Origin of the sequence: Streptomyces sp. NBC_01352, assembly GCF_036237295.1 — a bacterium.
Taxonomy (GTDB): Bacteria; Actinomycetota; Actinomycetes; order Streptomycetales; family Streptomycetaceae; genus Streptomyces; species Streptomyces plumbiresistens.
The window spans coordinates 7106990-7127116 of sequence record NZ_CP108354.1 but is presented as its reverse complement, the minus strand read 5'-3'; the positions used below and the strand labels follow the sequence as shown (position 1 = coordinate 7127116).

At 70.4% G+C, this 20127-nt stretch carries 15 protein-coding genes; 2 read left to right on the top strand and 13 right to left on the bottom strand.

The window, feature by feature from the left end; all coding sequences use genetic code 11:
* Positions 1-85: 85 nt before the first annotated feature.
* The 4 genes from OG252_RS33040 to proB form a co-directional block, all read right to left on the bottom strand.
* Positions 86-664: an SCO2584 family spore wall biosynthesis protein gene (locus tag OG252_RS33040; protein WP_406492899.1), complete on the bottom strand. Its 579-nt coding sequence runs from the start codon at positions 662-664 to the stop codon at positions 86-88.
* A gap of 143 nt (positions 665-807) precedes the next feature.
* Positions 808-2094: a glutamate-5-semialdehyde dehydrogenase gene (locus OG252_RS33035; protein ID WP_266439603.1), complete on the bottom strand. Its 1287-nt coding sequence runs from the start codon at positions 2092-2094 to the stop codon at positions 808-810.
* 61 nt (positions 2095-2155) lie between these two features.
* Complete coding sequence (locus OG252_RS33030; RefSeq protein ID WP_266448511.1) at positions 2156-2617, bottom strand: hypothetical protein; 462 nt, start codon at positions 2615-2617, stop codon at positions 2156-2158.
* 197 nt (positions 2618-2814) lie between these two features.
* Entirely contained in the window at positions 2815-3921 is a 1107-nt protein-coding gene (gene proB, locus OG252_RS33025) for a glutamate 5-kinase (protein WP_266448508.1), read from the bottom strand.
* Between the two features lie 205 nt (positions 3922-4126).
* Here proB and OG252_RS33020 point away from each other — a divergent pair, with 205 nt between their 5' ends.
* Together OG252_RS33020 and OG252_RS33015 are read left to right on the top strand one after the other, a co-directional pair.
* Positions 4127-5533: a polysaccharide pyruvyl transferase family protein gene (locus OG252_RS33020; RefSeq protein ID WP_329340665.1), complete on the top strand. Its 1407-nt coding sequence runs from the start codon at positions 4127-4129 to the stop codon at positions 5531-5533.
* A gap of 101 nt (positions 5534-5634) precedes the next feature.
* Complete coding sequence (locus tag OG252_RS33015) at positions 5635-7824, top strand: hypothetical protein (protein WP_443068440.1); 2190 nt, start codon at positions 5635-5637, stop codon at positions 7822-7824.
* Between the two features lie 13 nt (positions 7825-7837).
* On the opposite strand, the gene OG252_RS33010 is transcribed toward OG252_RS33015, so the two are convergent.
* The 9 genes from OG252_RS33010 to rplU all read right to left on the bottom strand — a co-directional run bounded on the left by OG252_RS33010 (position 7838) and on the right by rplU (position 20121).
* A complete protein-coding gene (locus OG252_RS33010; RefSeq protein ID WP_266439599.1) occupies positions 7838-9064 on the bottom strand; it encodes a glycosyltransferase family 2 protein in 1227 nt (408 codons plus the stop codon).
* Between the two features lie 250 nt (positions 9065-9314).
* The gene (locus OG252_RS33005; RefSeq protein WP_329340662.1) at positions 9315-11429 is read right to left on the bottom strand and encodes a hypothetical protein; all 2115 of its coding nucleotides are present in this window, start codon (positions 11427-11429) and stop codon (positions 9315-9317) included.
* 191 nt (positions 11430-11620) lie between these two features.
* Entirely contained in the window at positions 11621-13120 is a 1500-nt protein-coding gene (locus tag OG252_RS33000) for a bifunctional cytidylyltransferase/SDR family oxidoreductase (RefSeq protein ID WP_266439596.1), read from the bottom strand.
* A 184-nt stretch (positions 13121-13304) separates the two neighbouring features.
* Positions 13305-14495: a hypothetical protein gene (locus tag OG252_RS32995; RefSeq protein WP_329340660.1), complete on the bottom strand. Its 1191-nt coding sequence runs from the start codon at positions 14493-14495 to the stop codon at positions 13305-13307.
* Between the two features lie 108 nt (positions 14496-14603).
* Entirely contained in the window at positions 14604-16154 is a 1551-nt protein-coding gene (locus tag OG252_RS32990; RefSeq protein ID WP_329340658.1) for an alkaline phosphatase D family protein, read from the bottom strand.
* 194 nt (positions 16155-16348) lie between these two features.
* Positions 16349-17836, bottom strand: a complete 1488-nt coding sequence (locus tag OG252_RS32985; RefSeq protein ID WP_329340656.1) for an FG-GAP-like repeat-containing protein — start codon at positions 17834-17836, stop codon at positions 16349-16351.
* Between the two features lie 144 nt (positions 17837-17980).
* Positions 17981-19417 carry a GTPase ObgE gene (gene obgE, locus OG252_RS32980; RefSeq protein ID WP_266439588.1) on the bottom strand — a complete coding sequence of 479 codons (1437 nt, stop codon included), beginning with the start codon at positions 19415-19417 and terminating at the stop codon, positions 17981-17983.
* Between the two features lie 114 nt (positions 19418-19531).
* Positions 19532-19786: a 50S ribosomal protein L27 gene (gene rpmA / locus OG252_RS32975; RefSeq protein ID WP_020940020.1), complete on the bottom strand. Its 255-nt coding sequence runs from the start codon at positions 19784-19786 to the stop codon at positions 19532-19534.
* A gap of 14 nt (positions 19787-19800) precedes the next feature.
* Entirely contained in the window at positions 19801-20121 is a 321-nt protein-coding gene (rplU, locus tag OG252_RS32970; protein ID WP_164320786.1) for a 50S ribosomal protein L21, read from the bottom strand.
* Between the last annotated feature and the right edge of the window lie 6 nt (positions 20122-20127).

Below are 20127 nucleotides of genomic sequence, written 5' to 3'. Positions count from 1 at the left end.
CGCCGGGCCCTCGGGTAAACGCCCCCCTGCGCGACAACTTCTGACAGGTTCTCACCAGGACCGGGCACGGGCCGGCGGCCGGCGTTCAGGGCGTGCGCGGCACGGCGGAGACGGCTGGCTGGGAGTAGTCGGCGGACGCGGAGGGCGCCGCCGAGGTGCCGTGTTCCAGGCCGGTCGAGGCGGGCGGCGGAACCGGGCCCCCGCCGTCCGAGGAGGCGCTGCGGTAAACCGCCGCGAACGCCAGTGCGACCATGCCGATGCCCATCACGAGGGCGAGCATCCAGGCGACGGGACGGTGCCAGCGGACCTGTTTGCCGTACGTCCCGGGGGCGCCGTAGCGGCCTTCGAGGATGTCGGCGTCGTCCAGGTCGTCGAGTTCCGGATCATGGCCGAATCCGGTGGGGTCGTCGGGGCCGTAGCCGTCCTCGTAGCGCTCGCCCCTGCCGAGGGCCGCCCGGCGGGCCTCGGCCTCGGAGGCCTCCGCTCTCGCCTGCGCGGCGGCAAGGAGGCGCTCGACGGCGGTCGGCTCGTGCACCACGGCCGCCCGTACGAAGTCCTCGTCGAAGACCACGGAGGCGAACTCTTCGTCCGACACCCCGCGGTCGTGGTCGTCGTCGGGCTCCCAGCCGTCAGGGAACGGCGTGCCCCCCACGTCCTCCGGCACGGATCCAGAGTAGACCTGGGGGGTCAATTTGGGCAGACGGTATGGAAATTCATCCGCTGGATGAGACGGCTCTTCTGCGGCACGCACCAGGAAGGGGCGCGCGCGGCGGGGGCATGTCCCTGCCGCGCGCCAGGTCGTGCGCCTCAGCGCCGTACGTGCCCGTCCCCGGTGACGATGTACTTCGTGCTGGTCAGCTCCGGCAGACCCATCGGTCCGCGCGCGTGCAGCTTCTGCGTGGAGATGCCGATCTCCGCGCCGAAACCGAACTGGCCGCCGTCGGTGAACCGGGTGGAGGCGTTGACCGCGACCGTCGTGGAGTCGACCAGCTGGGTGAATCGGCGGGCCGCCTGCTGCGAGGTCGTGACGATGGCCTCGGTGTGGCCGGAGGTCCACAGACGGATGTGCTCGACGGCCCTGTCGAGGGAGTCGACGACCGCCGCGGCGATGTCGTAGGACAGGTACTCCGTCTCCCAGTCCTCCGGGGTGGCCTCCACGACCGTCGCCTTGGAGTCCTTGGCGTACGCCAGAACCCGCTCGTCGGCGTGCACGGTCACTCCGGCCTCCGCGAGGGCGTCCAGGGCGCGCGGCAGGAACCGGGGGGCGATGTCCTGGTGGACGAGGAGCGTCTCGGCGGCGTTGCAGACGCTGACGCGGTGCGCCTTGGAGTTGATCAGGATGTCGATGGCCATGTCGAGGTCGGCGTTCGCGTCGACGTAGACGTGGCAGTTGCCGGTCCCGGTCTCGATGACCGGGACGATCGACTCGGTGACGACGGTCTGGATGAGGGAGGCGCCGCCGCGCGGGATGAGCACGTCGACCAGGCCGCGTGCCCGCATCAGCTCGCGCACGCTCTCGCGGCTCTCGCCGGGCACCAGCTGCACGGCGTCGGCGGGCAGCCCGGCCCCGCCCACGGCGTCGCGGAGCACCCGCACGAGCGCGCTGTTCGATTCGTACGCGGAGCCCGAGCCGCGCAGCAGCACCGCGTTGCCGGACTTCAGGCACAGCGCCGCCGCGTCCACCGTCACGTTCGGGCGGGCCTCGTAGATGATGCCGACCACGCCGAGCGGGACGCGGACCTGGCGCAGGTCGATGCCGTTCGGCAGGGTCGAGCCACGGACGATCTCGCCGACAGGGTCGGGCAGCGCGACGACGTCCCGCACGTCGGAGGCGATGGCCCGCACCCGCTCCGGCGTCAGCGTCAGCCGGTCGACGATGGCCTCGCTGGTGCCGGCCTCGCGGGCCTTGGCGATGTCCTTGGCGTTGGCCTCGACGATCTCGCTCGTACGGACCTCCAGGGCGTCCGCGATGGCGAGCAGCGCGTCGTCCTTCTCGGCCCGCGGCAGCGGGGCGAGGTCGGCGGCGGCGGCTTTGGCGCGGTAGGCGGCCTGGGTGACCGGGGACATGGCGTCGTACGGCGAAAGCGTGGTCATAAGGGAAGCGTAGTGCGCCGGACGGGTGCGTCCACCGGGCGTTCCACACCGCGAGACAGGGTCAAAAGGGATGAACCCCCACCGGCGTCGCCGGTGCCGGTCCGTAACCCTCGGCGATGCGCTGGTGGTAGGTCTCCCGGTCGATGACCTCCAGGCCGACGATCTCCCAGGGCGGGAGCTGGGCGGTCTGGCGGTGCTCGCCCCACAGGCGCAGGGCCACGGCGGCCGCGTCGTGCAGGTCGCGGGCCTCTTCCCAGTAGCGGATCTCCGCGTGGTCGTTGGCGTATCTGCTGGTCAGCAGAAAGGGGTGGTCGTGGGCCAGCTGTTCGAGGCCGCGCCGCACCTCCTTCAGCGGGGCCTCCTTGCCGGAGACGCTGAGGGTGACGTGCCACAGGCGCGGCAGGTCCTCCGGCTTCTCGTACCGGTCGCCGGCCGCGACGCTCGTCAGGGCACGCTCCTCGCCGGCCGCGCGCGAGGAGGTACCACCGGTACCGCCGCGGGCCGCCGACGCCCCAGGGCGCACTCGTCTCACGACGGCCTCCTTTACCCAATGGCCGAGCAGCGCTCGTGCTCGTGGTCTGCGGAACGTGTCCCTGAGACAAAGTTGAGCAGGCCGGGGGCGTCCGTGGGGCGGTTTTGCGGAACGTCCACCTGAGGGCGACGCCATTGCCGGGTCGTTCACCCCGTTTTCGGGTGAGCCGGGGCCCGACGGCGGGATTTTCAGGGGTGCAGGATCACCAGGTCGTCCCGGTGCACGACCTCGCGCTCGTACGCCGGTCCCAGCTCACGGGCGAGTTCCCGGGTGGAGCGGCCGATCAGCCGGGGGATCTCCTTGGCGTCGAAATTGACGAGTCCGCGGGCCACCGCGTTCCCCTCGCCGTCCCTCAGTTCGACCGGGTCGCCCGCGGTGAACTCGCCCTCGACGGAGGCGATTCCGGCCGGCAGCAGCGACTTGCGGCGGTCCACGACCGCCCGCACCGCCCCGTCGTCCAGGGTCAGCGAGCCCTGCGGGGTGGACGCGTGCTGGAGCCACAGCATCCGGTCGGCGGAGCGCTTGTCGGCGGGGTGGAAGTAGGTGCCGGTGTCGCCGCCGGTCAGCGCGTCGGCGGCGTGGATGGTGCTGGTGAGCACGACGGGGATGCCGGCGGCGGCCGCGATCCGGGCGGCCTCGACCTTGGTGACCATGCCGCCGGTGCCGACGCCGGCCTTGCCGGCGCTGCCGATGTCCACACCGGAGAGGTCGGCGGGCCCGCGCACCTCCGCTATCCGCGAGGTGCCCGGCTTGCTGGGGTCGCCGTCGTACACGCCGTCGATGTCGGAGAGCAGGACCAGCAGGTCGGCGTGGACGAGGTGGGCGACGAGCGCGGCGAGCCGGTCGTTGTCGCCGAAGCGGATCTCGTCCGTGGCGACGGTGTCGTTCTCGTTGACGATCGGGAGGGCGCCCATGGCGAGGAGTTTGTCGAGGGTGCGGGAGGCGTTGCGGTGGTGGGCGCGCCGGCTCATGTCGTCCGAGGTCAGCAGCACCTGGCCGACGCGGATGCCGTAGCGCGCGAAGGAGGCGGTGTAGCGGGCGACCAGCAGCCCTTGGCCGACGCTGGCGGCGGCCTGCTGCCGGGCCAGGTCCTTGGGGCGGCGGCGCAGCCCGAGCGGGGCGAGACCGGCGGCGATGGCACCGGAGGAGACGAGGACGATCTCCTTCTCCCCACCGCTGCGGCTCTTGGCGAGGACGTCGACGAGCGCGTCGACCCGGTCGGCGTCCAGTCCGCCGGAGGCCGTGGTCAGCGACGAGGAACCCACCTTGACGACGATCCTGCGGGCCTCGCTCACGGCCTGCCTTGCCCCTGCCACCTTGCGTTCCGTCCCCTCGCACCTCGGCTGCCTCGCAATCTACGCGAACGGGGTGGTGCGACGCGCGCCGGTCCACCCCCCGGACACGCTCCACGTCACTCTTTGCTCACGCTTCGCATACGGCAAAAAGGTTGTACGGGTTCCGTATAGAAATGAAACTCTGGCAAAACTTAGATTGACGTTCGTGTCGCACAACGTTCGCCCCTCAAAGCGCATCCTCCTCAGGTCGGGGAAGAGCCCCTACGACGTCGTCCCCATCGAGGAAGCCCTCCACCGGGACGTCATCGCCACCAACTCCGGCAACCTGATCTTCAGTGACGCCACCCACAAGATCCTTGAGACACCGGGGACCGAGATCGTCTCCAACAGGGTCAGGACCGAAGTGTCGGCGGCCGGGCAGATCAACGAGGAGTACGACGCCTTCGTCGTCCCGCTGGCGAACGCGTTCCGGCCGTCGTTCGAGACGGGGCTCAAGCGGCTCACCCGGCTGATCAACAAGCTGCGCATCCCGGTCGTGGTGGTCGGCGTCGGCGCGCAGTCCGGGCTCGACTACAACCCCGCGCGGCTCAAGCCCATGGAGCAGTCGGTACGCGAGTTCGTCTCGGCGGTGCTCGACCACAGCGCCTCGATCGGGGTGCGGGGCGAGTTCACCGAGAAGTACCTGAAGGACATGGGGTTCCGGGACGTCGAGGTGATCGGCTGCCCGTCGCTGTTCCTCTACGGCAAGGAACTCGCCGTGGAGAAGCGGGCGCCGGCGCTGACCGCGGAGTCCCGCATCGCGATCAACGGCTCGCACAACGCGGTGCAGAAACAGGGCCTGGACCGGATCATCCGCCGAACCCACGAGCGCTACCCATACCTGCGCTTCATAGGCCAGAACATCAGCGACGCACGGCAGTTGCACTGGCGGGACCTGTCGGACGCCAACGGCCGGGTCACGTCGATGCCCACGCACCCCGACCACCCGATGTACCGGGAGGACAAGGTCCGCGCCTACGTCGACCCGGTCACCTGGATCGACGACCTGCGCGCCTTCGACTTCTCCTTCGGCTCCCGCATCCACGGCAACATCGCCGCGCTGCTGGCGGGCACACCCGCGACCGTCCTGTGCGGCGACTCGCGGACGCTGGAACTGTGCCGCTACTTCGAGATCCCGCACCGCCTCATCAAGGGCCTGCCCGGCGACCTCGACCCGGCACAGCTGTACGAGGAGGCCGACTTCACCGGCCTGGTCAGCGGCCACCACGCGCGCTTCGAGCGGTTCACCGCCTTCCTCGACCGGAACGGCCTGGAGAACACCTTCACGCACGGCGACGGCGGCGCCGCCTTCGACGACCGCATGCGCGCCCTGTCCTTCCCGGCCGGCATCCGCCCCTGGAACGACACGGACCTGGCCTCGCTCACCTCCCGGTTCGGCTGGCTGAACGGCCGTATCGACGAACTGTCCAAGGACAACGCGAGGTTGGAGCGGGAGCTGGCCCGAACCGGTGTCAAGGTGACGGCGACCGCGGCCCCGGCCTCGGTGTACCGGCGGGCTCGGCGGATGGTGGGGCGGCCCATTCGGAAGGTGATGCAGTCGGGGCGGGGCTAGCGAGGGTCAGCGGTCACTCCAGGGGCTGCCGGACACGTGCGTGTCGTCCGGTGGTCGGCGGGCGTTAACCCGGGCGCACGACGTCCTGCGCCGACCTTGGAGTGACCGCAGTGTCTGAACCCCTCCCCCGCCGGCGGCTCGCCGGACTCTTCCTCGCCCGGTGGACGAACCCGACAGGGCTCCTGCTCCGCCGGCACGCGCCCCGCGCGCTGCTCACCGCCCTGTTCGCGGCCGCCTTCACCGTCCAGGCCGTCGGGGCGCTCCTGCCCCACCTGCCGCTGCTGCTCGCCGCGACCGTCGCCTCGGTGGCCGCGGAGGGCGTGCTGCACCGCTGGCAGCGCGGCATGGTGACGGTGCTCGCCAAGTCGCACGCCGACCTGACCGTGCGGCACGTCCTGCGCGACCTGCTGCTGGTCTTCGGGCTGCTGCGGCTGGGCGAGCAGGACCGGGAGACGGTCTACGCCCCGCTCGTCGCCGGTCTGCTCGCCTTCTACGCGCTGCACTGCGCGATCCAGGCGCTGTCCGTCCTGGTCCGCCGCACCCGCACCCTGCCGGTGGTCACCCGGAACATCGACGCCTCCGCGCTGCGCCTGTCCCCGGCCCCGCCCGTCCTGCTGCGCCGCCCCGGCCACCGCCTGCTGGTCTTCGGCCTGCCGTCCACGGCCGGCCTGCTGGCGACAGCCGCCACCGGCGACCTGCGCTGCGCGGCCCTGGGGATCGCGCTGTCCCTCGGGCTCGCGCTGATGGGCCTGTTCGACCTGCTCCTGTGGCTGCTGCCGAGCCGCCGTCCGGCGGGCGAGCAGGAGGTCCTCGACTGGTTCGACGCGTGGCTGGCCGAGTACAAGCCGACCGTCGGCCTCTACTTCTCCGGCGGCGCCTCCTCGGCGTACCAGGCGAACATGTGGCTGGAACCGCTCGCCGGGCTGGAGGGCCGTCCGCTGATCGTGCTGCGCGAACGCTTCATGGTGCAGAAGATCGCCGCGACCGACGTGCCGATCGTCTGCCTGCCGAAGGTGTCCACCCTGATGCGCCTGGAGCAGTCCACGCTCCAGGTCCTGATCCACCCCTCGAACTCCGGCAAGACCTCGCAGATCCTGCGCATCCCCACCCTCAAGCACACCTTCGTCAACCACGGCGAGAGCGACAAGCTGTCCTCCTGCAACCCCTACGCGAAGGCGTACGACGAGGTGTGGGTGGCCGGTCCGGCGGCGCGCGAGCGGTACGCGCTGGCCGAGGTCGGCGTCGAGGACAAGGACGTGGTGGAGATCGGCCGCCCGCAGCTGGACGCCGTACGGCCGTACGCGGGCCCGCCGACCGGGCCCCGCGGCGGAGCCGCTGATGGACACTTCACGACCGTGCTGTACGCGCCCACCTGGGAGGGCTGGGACGGCAACCCCGGCAACACCTCGGTGATCGAGGCCGGCGAGAACCTCGTGCGGGCGCTGCTGGCGGATCCGGGCGTACGGCTGCTCTACAAGCCGCACCCGCTGACGGGATCCGTCGACCCGCGCGCCGGCGAGGCGGACCTGCTCATCCGGGACCTGATCCGGGCGGCGAACCGGAGGCGAACCGGCGAGAGGCCCGCAGCGAACGGCGAACTCGTCGGCCTCACCAAGGAGTTGGACGCCCTCACCTCGATCGACTGCCGGTCCGGCGCCGACCAGGTCGAGCGGATGCTGCTGCAGTCCACGCCCGAGCCGGGGCGGGCCGAGGCGGTGGCGCGCGCGGCCAGGGCCTGGGACGAGGCGTACTGGGCCTCGCTGCCGGCGTGGGAGCACCAGGTCGTGACGGATGTCCGGCCCGCGCTGTACTCCTGCTTCAACCGGGCCGATCTGCTGATCAGCGATGTGTCGAGCGTGGTCAGCGACTTCCTGGCGAGCGGGAAGCCCTATGCGGTGGCCAACACCAGCGGGCTGCCTCAGGAGACGTTCCGGGAGATGTTCCCGACGGTGCGGGCGGCGACCGTGCTGGCGCCGGACGCGGGCGGGGTGCCGGGGCTGCTGGAGGCGGTACGGCATCCGGAGAAGGACGAACTGGTCGCGGCGCGGGCCGAGTTGAAGCGGCACCTGCTGGGGCCGGACGAACCGACGTCGCAGGAGCGGTTCAACGCGGCCGCGCAGGCACTGTGTGCGGCGGCGCGGGGGCATCGGATGCGGATGGCGGAACGGTCGGCGGCGGAACTTCCCGGGCAGCGGCTGGAAACGGCGACCCCCGTCACCGAGCCCAAGCGCAAGCCCGGATCCGAGCGCAGGCCCGAGACGGAGCCCGAGCCCGCCACACCGTCCCGGTGAGTTCCCCGCCGCGTCACGCCGCCGCGGCCCGCCCGCCCCGCGCCGCCCCGTCCCGCGCCGGCAGCGCCCGCCGTACCTTGCGCGCCGCCCGCTGCACGAACGTGCCGACGATGTCCTCGCGGTAACCCGGGAAGGTGCGGGCCTCGCGGGGGCCGGCGAGGTAGACCGAGTCGGGGATGCCGGCCGGGGCGTCGCGGAAGTGGGGGTAGGCGAGATAGAGGCGGCGGCCCTTCCTCTCCAGGACGGCCGACGCCTCCTTCTTCGCCCGGACGAACTCCACGACGTCCTCCAGGAGGTCCTGCCGCCCGGTGGCGACCAGGTGCAGCCGCAGCCGCTCGTGGACCCTGAGGCGGCGGGCGACGTCCTCGTTCCAGTACATCTGCGTCAGCGGCCGGGCCAGTTCCATCTTGTGCCGCCGGACCTCTTCGGTGTCCCTGAGGTACCTGGGGCCGAACTGCGGCAGCAGCGTGACGAGGAAGGGCCGGACCATCAGCACGTCCCGCTTCGGGCCGGGCGGGAGCAGGTCGGCTATCAGGGTCATCAGGGCGCGTGCGGAGTCGAAGCGCAGGACGTAACTCCCGCTCTTCGTCACGTGCTTGCCGTCCTCGCGGCCCACCAGGTAGTAGCAGGTGTGGTCGGCGACCACGGAGACGCCGTCGGCCCGCAGGTAGGCCTCCATCGTGAACAGCGCGTCCTCGCCCGTGAACAGGGACTCGTCGAAGCGCATGCTGTGGTGTTCCAGCAGGGAGCGGCGGAAGAGCTTCTGCGCGCTCAGCGTGAACTTGATGTTGGAGGAGAAGACGTCGGTACGGCCCACCGACGTGCCCCACATCGACTTCGGCGCGGACCGGTTGACGCCCTCGACCTTGCCGAGGACGACGTCCGTGCCGTTCTCGTCGGCCATGGCGACCATGCGCTGGAGCGCCTCGGGGCCGAGCCGGTCGTCGGCGTCGAGGAAGAAGACGTAGCGGCCTGCGGCCTTGCCGAGGCCGACGTTGCGCGGGCCGCTGGGGCCTCCGGAGTTGTCCTGCCGGATCACCGTGACCGGCATGGCCGCGCGGGCCGCGAACTCCTCCAGGTACTCCCCGGTGCCGTCCGTCGAACCGTCGTCGACCGCGATGACCTCGATGCGCGCGGGGTCGATGGTCTGGGCCTCGACGGACGCGAGGCAGTCGACCAGGTAGGGCATCGCTTCGTACGCCCCGATGATCACGCTCACATCAGGCTGCGTCAGGGTCACGCTTCCCCCTAGTCACTGACTATTTCCCCGTATCGCCTCATTGGCGACCTGATAGACGGACGGTCCGGGCAAGCGGTTGCCCTGGCACCCTGCTTTCGTGAGCCGAGTCACACGGTGAATCGACAGTAAGGAGAGGGAGAACAGCGAGTGGACGGAGGCGCACACCAGGGGATACGTAAAAGGGCCCGGTTTTCGAGGATCACTCCCTCGAAAACCGGGCCCCTTCCAGCGAAGGCGCTTCAGCCCACCGTCACGCCGTCAGCCCGTCCGCCTCGCCCGCCGGTGCCGCCCCGGGCGCCGGCACCGCGTTCGCGAGCTCCGCCTCGGCCTCCGCGGCCTCGGCGGCACCGGTCGCCGCCCGTGACTCCTGGCCGACGTTGCGCGTCTCGGCCTTGATGGCGAGGTTGGCCACCGCGGTGTTGAACTGCTCGATGGAGGTCGGCTCGTCCGGGCCCAGCAGGTACTGCTTCAGCTCGGTCCGGTCCGCGGCCAGCGGATCGGCGGCCGGGTCACGCACCGCGCCGAGGAGTTCGCCCAGCTCGGCCGCGCTGTTGGACAGGATCACCGCGGCGCGCACCGCCGTGTTCTGCCGCTTGAACTCCTCCACGCCCAGCTCGGCGGAGTCCGTGACCGCGTACGGCTTGCCGCTCGCGATGAAGTCGGAGACCACGCTGGAGATGTCGGAGACCATCGCGTCGGAGACGTTGAAGCAGTCGTACAGGCGCGGCTCGGCGCCGGTGACGACCCGGTGCTCCCAGGTGGGGAAGGAACGCCAGTACGCGTCGTTCCACTCGGCCCGCAGCCGGGCGATCTCCTCGTGCTTCTTGACGTCGACCAGGCCGTCACGGGTGGCCTCGGCCTCGTCGCCCTTCTCGCCGCCCTTGCCGACCAGCTCGGCGATCCGGGCCTCGATCCGGACCAGGTCCGCCTTGGCCTCGGCCTGTGCGGCCGCGTCGGTCGTGAAGCGCGGGTCGGCACCGCGCTGGGCGGCGGCCTTCGCCACCAGGGCGGTGATGCGCTGGTGGGCGGCCTTGGCCCGGGCGCTGACGGTGCCGGTGAAGGGGTGCGGCTTGTACAGCACACGGACCGGCGGGTCGGCCTTGACCAGCTTCTTCACGATGCTCTCGCCGGCCAGCAGGATGGAGGTGTTGCCGGGGTTGTCGTCCCAGCCCTCCCAGGTCGGCGCGTAGAGCACCGTGGGGCAGCGTCCGTCAGCGGCTCCGCCGCGGGGCCCCTCCGGCACGCCCTGCCAGGTCTGGATGGGCGCCAGCTGCGGGCGGCCGACCTCGACGATGTCCTCGTCGCGGACGCCGACGTCGGCGATGGCGTACCGGTCGCGGCCCGCGCGCCCCGCGGTCCACACCTCGTCGTACACCTTGCTGAACGGGTTGACGCTGGCCAGCTTGTCGCTGTCGCCGTGGCCGATGAAGACGTGCTTCATGGTCGGGACGCGCAGCAGGTGGATGTTCTTGCCGACGTTCGCCGCGTACAGCGCGACCCGCACGGTGGACAGGTCCATGTTCATCAGGTGCACCCCTCCGGGTACGCAGATGACGGGGACCGTACTGGGTGCCAGGTTCTGCAGTATGACGCGCTCGCGCAGGATGATCAGCGGCTTGGAGTCCAGCTGCTCCATGGTCTCCAGCCACATGTTGACCTGGTACGCCGAGTCCTTGGAGCCGGAGAAGTACAGCACCGTCTCCGGCCGGTACTCGCGCAGCCAGTCGTCGACCGCGTCCAGCACCTTCTCCGGGGTGGGAGGGGTCTGTCGGCCGCGGACGTACGGCAGCAGCGCGGCCACGTACAGGGAGCCCAGGACCAGGGTGACGCCGATGCCGATGAAACCGGCCAGGGCGGAGTCCAGGGCGGCGGAGACGAGTATGCCGACCACGGCCGCGAGGTCGAGGTGGAGCATCTTCTCGGCGGAGCGGTTCAGCAGGACCTGCGGCGGGGCGTCCGGGATGCGGATGCGCGAGGCCAGGTCGACGTTGCGGGTGGCGACCGGCATCCGGCGGCGGTTGCGGATCAGGGTGACCAGCGCGCCGTGCGGGGCCTGGAGGCCGTAGAACGCGATGAAGCAGGCGGTCGCCCCGTAGAAGACCAGGTCGTCCGAGAGGGACAGGCGGGCCAGCAGCAGGATCAGCAGAAGCTGTCTGATCAGGAAGCGGATCGACAGACCGGCCCGCACCTTGCTGAGGCGGTTGATCAGATAGCTGCCCTTGCGGTGCAGAAAGTGGTCCGCCAGGTACGTCACGGCGGTCGCGGCCGCGAAGGCGGGAACGCTCGGGACGAGCGCGGCCAGCATGAGGGTGGGGTAGCCCAGAATCATGAGGGCCGCCGCGGCCAGCTCTGCCGCGCTACCCACCCGGGCGACGCGAATAGCGGTGCTTATCACGGAGAAACCTGCTCTTGGAGGGGTGCCGGTTTGTGAAAGTCGAAAAAATCCGGAAAAAAGCTTGTGCACGGTCCGGTAATTTTACGGATTCAGGCCCCTGCGAATGCTCCGCGAACGAGCAGCCACAGAGGCCTGAATGACAGACGACTAATTGTCGGTGATTATGCCACGCCGTCCTGACGATCCAGGACACTGGCCAGCGCCTGCTCGAATCCGGAAGCCTGCCCGGCGGACGCCGTCGGGTCCTGCTGGCGGACGTCGATGACATGCCCGGTCAGCTCGGACAGCAGCACGTCGAGCGAGGTGCGGGCCACGGCCTCCGAGGAGAGCAGGCTGCCCGCGGGCTCCTGGCCGAAGGCCTTGGTGCGCATCGGCGTGGCGGTGCGCTCCGGGTTGACACAGTTGACGCGGATGCCCTCGCCGGCCCACTCGTCGGACAGGGCCTGGGTGAGGTTCACCATGGCGGCCTTGGTCGAGGAGTAGAGGCTGTACTCGGCGCGGCCGCGGGTGTAACTGCTGGAGGTGTAGAGCAGCAGCTGGCCCTTGGTCTCGGCGAGGTACTTGTACGACGAGCGGGCGATCTGCACCGGGGCCAGGTAGTTGACCTTCAGCGCTTCCTCGATGGTCGCGTTGTCGGTCTCCGCCAGCTTGCCGATGCGCAGCACGCCCGCGGTGTTGACGACGTAGTCGATGCGCCCGGTCTCGGCGTACGCCTTGGACAGCGCGTCGTCGACCTCCTCCGGGTTCTCGACGTGGGTGCCGGTGGTGGAGCGGCCCAGCGCGTACACCTTGGAGCCGTAGGACTCGGCGAGTTCGGCGATGTCCTTGCCGATGCCGTACGAACCGCCGAAGACGACGACGGTCTTGCCGGTGAGGAGTTCGCGGTAGAGCTCCTCACTCATCTGCTCGGGTGTGGCGGTGGAGGCCAGCTGGAACAGCTTGTCGGCGATGAAGACGTCGACCGGCTGAGTGACCTTCATGTTGTACTCGTCGCCCGCGACGACGTGGATCGGCACGTCGGGCAGGTACTTGAGCACCACCGAGCAGTCGTCCGTGGCCTGGAAGTTGGGGTCGCCGGCGGCGACCTCGTAGGCCCGGCGGATCGTGGACAGCTTGAAGGCCTGCGGGGTCTGGCCGCGGCGCAGTCGGGAGCGGTCCGGGATCTCCGTGATGAACTCGCCGTCCTCGCCGTGGGTGCGGGTCACGATGATGGTGTCCGCGGACGGGATGGCGACGTCGACGGCCTGGAAGCGCTCCAGGGCCGTGACGCAGTCGTCGATCACGCGCCGCGACAGCAGGGGGCGTACGGCGTCGTGGAACAGGACGTTCACGTCCTCGCCGTCGGCCAGCCCCTCGCCCAGGGCGGCGATGGCGCGCTCGGTCGTCTCGTTCCGCGTGGAGCCACCCTCGATGATCTTCGTGACCTTCCGGAATCCGGCCTTCGCGACGATCTTCTCGATGTCGGGCACGTAGCCCGGCGCCATCAGCACGATGATGTCGTCGATCGAGTCCGCCTTCTCGAAGGTGGTCAGGGTGTGCTCGATGACTGCCTTGCCGGCGATCTTCAGCAGCTGCTTGGGGATCGAAAGACCCACGCGCTGGCCGGTGCCACCGGCCAGGATCACTGCGGTGGTACGGGGCTTGGCTATGCGCTGTGACACAGGTGACCTACCTTGGGGCGACAGGGAACTTGGAAATGGTCCCACTTGTGGTTACCGCAGTGCAAGGTGAGCGCCGTCCACCGCATATGTGCGCGCAACCTGTCATTCACCTTGTACTCCCGGTGTTTGAGTGACACCCCTTCCGCGGAGCCCTCGAAATTGCTGTGAGTAACTCCACAGGGACTCAGCGGCGCCGTAGCCGCTTCAGACAACGATGCCCGAGTACCCGCACGAGTTCCTTCGACGACGTCTGGTGAACCGTACGCGCCTTGGCGGGCGCGCTGTGCCTGACCGGCGCCGCGGCGACCGCCGCGAGCGCACCGTACAGGGCCTGCGCCGCCACCTCGGGCGCGATCAACGGTTCCCCGGGCAGCACCTTGGCGGGCTGCGGCACGACGGACAACAGCGCAGGATCACCCAGGATGCGTACGCCCATTCCGCCGATCCGCCCCGCCATCTCGGCGCCGATCTCGGCGGCGGCCTCCACCGCCCACTGCGGAGTGCTGATCTTCACGTCCTGGGGACCGGGAGCGCACGCGTTCTTCATATGCATCACGGCGCCGTATCGGACGAGCTGCGAATAGAGCTCGTCCGGGAGGCCATTGCCGCGGAATTCCATATTAAGTTTCCGCAGCATTTCGGTCTCGGCGAGAGTAAGGGAACGGTTCGCCGCGTCCGGCACGGGCTGCAGGAGATTGTCGGGAAGTCCGAGGAGCTGCTCGAAGGTCCGCATCAGATGGCCCCGGTCGCGGTCGTCGACCACGACGACGGTGAGCCGCTCGGGGCCGGCCACCCGGGCCCAGCGTTCCACCAGCCGGTCGTGCCGGTGCCGGCGCCAGAAGCTGGGGTTGGGCTTCTCGTACGGGGCCTTCTTGAGCATGTGCTCGAGCCAGTTCTCGTAGCCCATGCGCAGGCCGTTCTGGACGTACTGCTGCCACTGCGAGGGCATGATCCTCGCCAGCGGGCGCAGGGTGATCAGGACGTGTACGCGCTCACCGCCGAGTTCCTCGACGACCCGGGCGATCGTCTCGTCGTCGGGCGCGTCGGCGAAGAACTCGCTGCTGATCACCGAGGTGCGTCTGCCGGTGGCCTTCACCTGGTCCACCAGGCGCTGCCAGTGCCGCTCGGTGGGCTGGGTGTTGCCGATCATGCCGGGGCGGGCGCACGCGGCCAGGACCGCTTCCATGGGGTGCCTGCTGTCGGCCGGGAAGACGACGCCGTGCTCGGGCATCGCGTCCTTGGCGGCGAACAGCGCGCCCTGGATCGAGGTCGTGCCGGTCTTGTGCGGGCCTATGTGCAGCAGCCGGGTGCCGGTGGGCAGCGGGGGGACTCCGGCGTTCACCGGAACGTCGTGTCTCGTACAGTCCGTCTCCATAGTCAGAGGACGGTAAGAGGGATTCCTGAGACTGCGCTGAGAGAGACCTGGGACCCGGATGAGTCCCCCGCGCCCCAGGCTCCCGTCCCGTTCGGGTCCAGGTCCAGGTCACACCAGCCGGACGCCGGGCCTGCCCGCCTCGACCCGCAGCTTGGCCAGCGTGCTGGGGGTGGCCTGCGGCTTCACCACCGTGTCGACGATTCTCACCTGCGCGTCGATGCCGTCGCGGCGGATGTCGAGCAGGTGGTAGCCGCGGTGGGCGTCGAGCAGCTTCCAGTGCGGGTTGTCCGCCATCCGCGGGTCCCACTCCTTGCGGAAGGCGGCCTGGTCCTGGTCGCCGTTGCTGGAGATGGAGGTGCCGACGAACTCGGCGCCGACGACCGCGGAGTCAGGGTTCGCGAAGTCCTCCTTGAGGTCGCTGATCATCGTCAGGTGCCGGTCGCCGGTGAGCACGACCGGGTTACTGACGCTCTTGAACTCCTTGAGGAACGCGTTGCGTTCGGCCTGGTAGCCGTCCCAGGCGTCGTAGAACCAGAGCTTGCCCTCGCCGACCTGGAGGTCGGTCTCGGCCATCATGATCTGCGAGGCGATCAGGTTCCAGCGGGCCGGCGAGTCGCGCAGCCCGTCGAGCAGCCACTGCTTCTGGTCGGCGCCGAGCATCGTCAGCGACGGGTCCTGGGCGCCGGCCTGGCTGGTGGCCTGGTCGCTGCGGAACTGCCGGGTGTCCAGCACGTTGAGCCGCGCCAGCCGCCCGAACTCCAGGCGGCGGTGCATCCGGATGTGCGGCCCGTTCGGTACGGCGCTCGCGCGCACCGGCATGTGCTCGTAGTACGCCTGGTAGGCCGCGGTCAGCCGGGCCACGAACGCGTCGTGCGGCTGCTTGGCCGGGTCCTGCGGGATCTCGCCGGCGAAGTCGTTGTCGACCTCGTGGTCGTCGAAGGTGACCACGAAGGGCGCGTTCGCGTGCATCTCGGCGAGGTCGGGGTCGGTGCGGTACTGGGCGTACCGGTTGCGGTACTGGGTGAGGCTGTACGGCTCGCCGGTGCCCTCGTGACGTCGTACGGCCGTCGCCGACGGCGTCGACTCGTAGATGTAGTCGCCGACGAAGAGGACCACGTCGGGGTCCTGGGCCAGCATGTCGGCGTACGGCGTGAAGTAGCCCTGCTGCCAGTTCTGGCAGGAGGCGAGCGCGATGCGCAGGGGGCCGCGGGAGGTGAGCGGGTGGGGCGCGGTGCGGGTGCGGCCGGTGGGCGAGAGCTGCGCACCGGCGCGGAAGCGGTACCAGTACGCCCGGCCCGGACGCAGACCTCGCACATCCACGTGAACGCTGTGCCCGTACTCGGGCCGGGCCTGGGCGGTACCCCGGCGTAGGACCTTTCTGAACCGGGCGTCCTCGGCGAGCTGCCACTCCACCGGCACCGCACGGTCCGGCATGCCGCCGCCGTTCAGCGGGTCCGGGGCGAGCCGCGTCCACAGCACGATGCCGCCCGGAAGCGGGTCGCCGGATGCCACACCGAGGCTGAACAGGCCGTCGGGCAGCGGCGTTTCGGCTGCTCGGGCGGTGTTCGGCAGCCACAGCTGGGCGGAGGCCGCGGCGCCGAGCACTGCGGCCCCGGCGGTCAGAAAGCGGCGTCGGTCGGGCGATACTGCTCCGGTCATCGGGCGAACTCCCCTGCCTCGCTGGCCTCTTGGACACTGGAAGCTCACGCCTTCGGTCGGTCCGCCCGCTGAACAGAGCCCTTCGCGTGCATGACAGGTGGGGAGACAACAGGAGACCCGTTACGACACGCAAACAACACGATGAACGCGGTCCGGTGGCAACGGGTCACGCCTGCCCTGGCGATGACGGTCGGTCAGTACGCGAACCCGGACCCGAGCCGCGCGTTCGCCGCCACCGTGCCGAGCGTGCCGGCGCCGAAGGTGAACGAACCGGTCGGCGTGATACCGGAGGACGTCGACCGGAACACCCACACCGATCCGGCGTTCGCGTTCTCGCCCGGCGCGCCGACGGCGAGTTCGGCCCGGCCGTCGTGGTTCGCGTCCACGAGACGAGTCGTACGGCCGAAGGCGTCGGAGTTCTCCGCCGCGCCCGGCACACCCGCCGTGTTCTGGCTGAACACCTGGGCGCCGGTGCCGGTCAGGCCCTTGGCGCCGCCGCGCAGGACGACCACGCTGCCGGCGCCGGTCAGCCCGCTGAAGTCCTCGCCGGGCACGCCCGCCGCGACGTCGTCGTAGCCGTCGCCGTCGACGTCGGCGATCGAGACGTCGGAGCCGAAGCCGTCGCCGAGTTCGGCGGCGCCCGGCACCGAGGCACTGTCCTGGTTGAGGTACGTCGGCCGCGTCCCGTCGGGGCCGGAGGCGGCGCCGGGGACGACGGCGACCCGGCCGCCCTTGGCGAGCGGGGTGGAGGCGTCGCTGTCGTAGCCGTCGAGGCGGCCCACGACGATGTCCTCGTACCCGTCGCCGTTCACGTCGCCGAGGTCGACGGACTCGCCGCCCTGCAGCCAGTGGCCGTTGCCGTCGAGGACCAGGGACGGCGGCGCGAGCCCGTCCGGGGTGCCCTGCCAGTAGGCGATGCGGCGGAAGTCGTACTCGTCGCCCTGGTTCGTGGTCCCCACGACGTCGTCGACGCCGTCGCCGTTCACGTCACCGGCGGCCAGGTCCAGGACGCGGGGGTCGGAGTCGTCGATCCGGACGAACTGCTCCCCGCCGTGCGAGGCGCCGTCCCGCCCGAAGGGGCCCTTGACGGCCCGGAGTCTCCAGTCGTTCGCCACGGCCACCACGTCGGACGCGCCATCGCCGTCGACATCGCCGACCGTCAGCGTCCCCCGGCTGCCGAGCCTGCCGTACGCGGCATCGCTGCTCGTGACCAGCGAGGAGCCCCCCGTCAGACCCTGGGCACTGCCCCACACGACCTGTACATAGCCGGAGTCGACGCCCCCGGTCGTCGTGTCCTCGCCGCCGACGCCGACGACCAGGTCCGCGTACCCGTCCTGGTCGAGGTCGGCGGTGGCCAGCGCGCTGCCGAACTCGTCGCCGGTCTCGGCGGCGCCCGGGATGCCGGTGGTGTTCTGGCTGAAGACCTGCCTGGACGAGGTGGTCAGGCCCTTCGCCGAGCCGTACAGCACGGCCACGTAGCCGGCCTTCGTCCTCCCGCCGACGCTCGCCTCGGGCGCGGCCACCGCGAGGTCCGGGTAGCCGTCGCCGTTGAAGTCGTCCCGCGACTCGGTGGTGGCGGGGCCGGCCGCCTGGGCCGTCGGGAGTGCGGTGCCGGTCGCGGCGAGCAGCGCGAGCGCGACCACAACGGTACGACGCAGGCTGCGCGGCAGGGGCTGGGGCACGGCGACTCCGGGAATCGAACGGGTAGTTGACTACCCGGTACGACTCGCCGGAGCGGACGTTGGTTGCCTCGCCTTGCCCTGCCGTTCGCCGGAACTTTCCCCGGAGTCACCCGTGCTGTGCACCGGCCGGGCGCCCAGGCGGGCCTAGAACGGCTCGAAGTCCTCGAACTCCTGCGTCGCCTCGTCCCGCTCCGCCTGCCGGTCCCGGCGCCGCTGCGCCGCGGGCCGCGGGGCCTCGAAGCGGTGGTCCTCACCGCGTCGGCCGAGCATCTCGGCACCGGCCATCGCCGTCGGCTCCCAGTCGAAGACGACCGCGTTGTCCTCGGGTCCGATGGCGACGCCGTCGCCGGACCGGGCCCCGGCCTTCATCAGCTGGTCCTCCACGCCGAGGCGGTTGAGCCGGTCCGCGAGATAGCCCACGGCCTCGTCGTTGCTGAAGTCGGTCTGCCGCACCCAGCGCTCGGGCTTCTCGCCCCGCACCCGGAACAGGCCGTCCTCCTCGAGCGTCACGGTGAAGCCGGCGTCGTCGACGGCCTTCGGCCGGATGACGATTCGCGTGGCCTCTTCCTTCGGCTTCGCGGCCCGGTGCGCGCCGACCATCTCCGCCAGCGCGAACGACAGCTCCTTCAGCCCCATGTGCGCCACCGCCGACACCGCGAAGACCCGGTAGCCCCGAGCCTCCAGGTCCGGCCGCACCATCTCGGCGAGGTCCTTGCCGTCCGGTACGTCGATCTTGTTGAGGACGACGATCCGCGGCCGGTTGTCGAGCCCGCCGTACTCCCGCAGCTCCGCCTCGATGATGTCGAGGTCGGAGATCGGGTCGCGGTCGGACTCCAGCGTCGCCGTGTCCAGCACGTGCACGAGCACGCTGCACCGCTCCACGTGCCGCAGGAACTCCAGGCCCAGGCCCTTGCCCTGGCTGGCGCCCGGGATGAGGCCCGGTACGTCGGCGACGGTGTAGACGGTCGAGCCGGCGGTGACCACGCCCAGGTTCGGCACCAGGGTGGTGAACGGGTAGTCCGCGATCTTCGGCTTGGCGGCCGACATCACGGAGATCAGCGAGGACTTCCCGGCGCTCGGGTAGCCGACCAGCGCCACGTCCGCGACGGTCTTCAGCTCCAGGACGATGTCCTGCATGTCCCCGGGCTCGCCGAGGAGCGCGAAACCGGGCGCCTTGCGCCGCGCGGACGCCAGCGCCGCGTTGCCGAGGCCGCCGCGGCCGCCCTGCGCGGCCACGTACGAGGTGCCGTGCCCGACCAGGTCGGCGAGCACGTTGCCCGCCCTGTCGAGGACGACGGTGCCGTCCGGCACCGGCAGGACCAGGTCCTGGCCGTCCTTGCCGGAACGGTTGCCGCCCTCGCCGGGCTTGCCGCTGGTGGCCTTGCGGTGCGGGGAGTGGTGGTAGTCGAGCAGCGTGGTCACGGACTGGTCGACGGTCAGGATGACGTCGCCGCCGCGCCCGCCGTTGCCGCCGTCCGGGCCGCCGAGCGGCTTGAACTTCTCCCGGTGTACGGAGGCACAGCCGTGACCTCCGCTACCCGCGGCGACGTGCAGCTCGACGCGGTCCACGAAGGTGGTCATTGGGGGTGCCTCCAGCACTTTGGAAATACGTACAGGTATGTCACTTGCGTAACAAGCGAAAGGCGGACCCGCTTCCCGTGAGGGAAGTGAGGTCCGCCTCGCGAAAGCTTCCGATCAGGCGACCGGAACGATGTTCACGACCTTGCGGCCACGGTGCGTACCGAACTCCACCGCACCGGGCTGCAGCGCGAACAGCGTGTCGTCGCCGCCACGGCCGACGCCCGCGCCGGGGTGGAAGTGGGTGCCGCGCTGGCGGACCAGGATCTCACCCGCGTTGACGACCTGACCGCCGAAGCGCTTCACGCCGAGCCGCTGGGCATTGGAGTCGCGCCCGTTCCGGGTGGACGATGCGCCCTTCTTGTGTGCCATGTCTCCTCAGTCCCTTACTTCGCAGCCGCGGGGATCTCAGTGACCTTGATCGCCGTGTACTGCTGGCGGTGGCCCTGACGACGGCGGTAGCCGGTCTTGTTCTTGTAGCGAAGGATGTCGATCTTCACACCCTTGTGGTGGTCCACGATCTCGGCCTGGACCTTGATGCCGGCCAGCACCCACGGGTCGCTGGTCACAGCTTCGCCGTCGACAACGAGCAGCGTAGAGAGCTCTACGGTGTCGCCAACCTTGGCGGTGGGAATCTTGTCAACCTCAACGATGTCGCCGACAGCAACCTTGTGCTGGCGACCACCGCTGCGCACGATGGCGTACACGCGGAT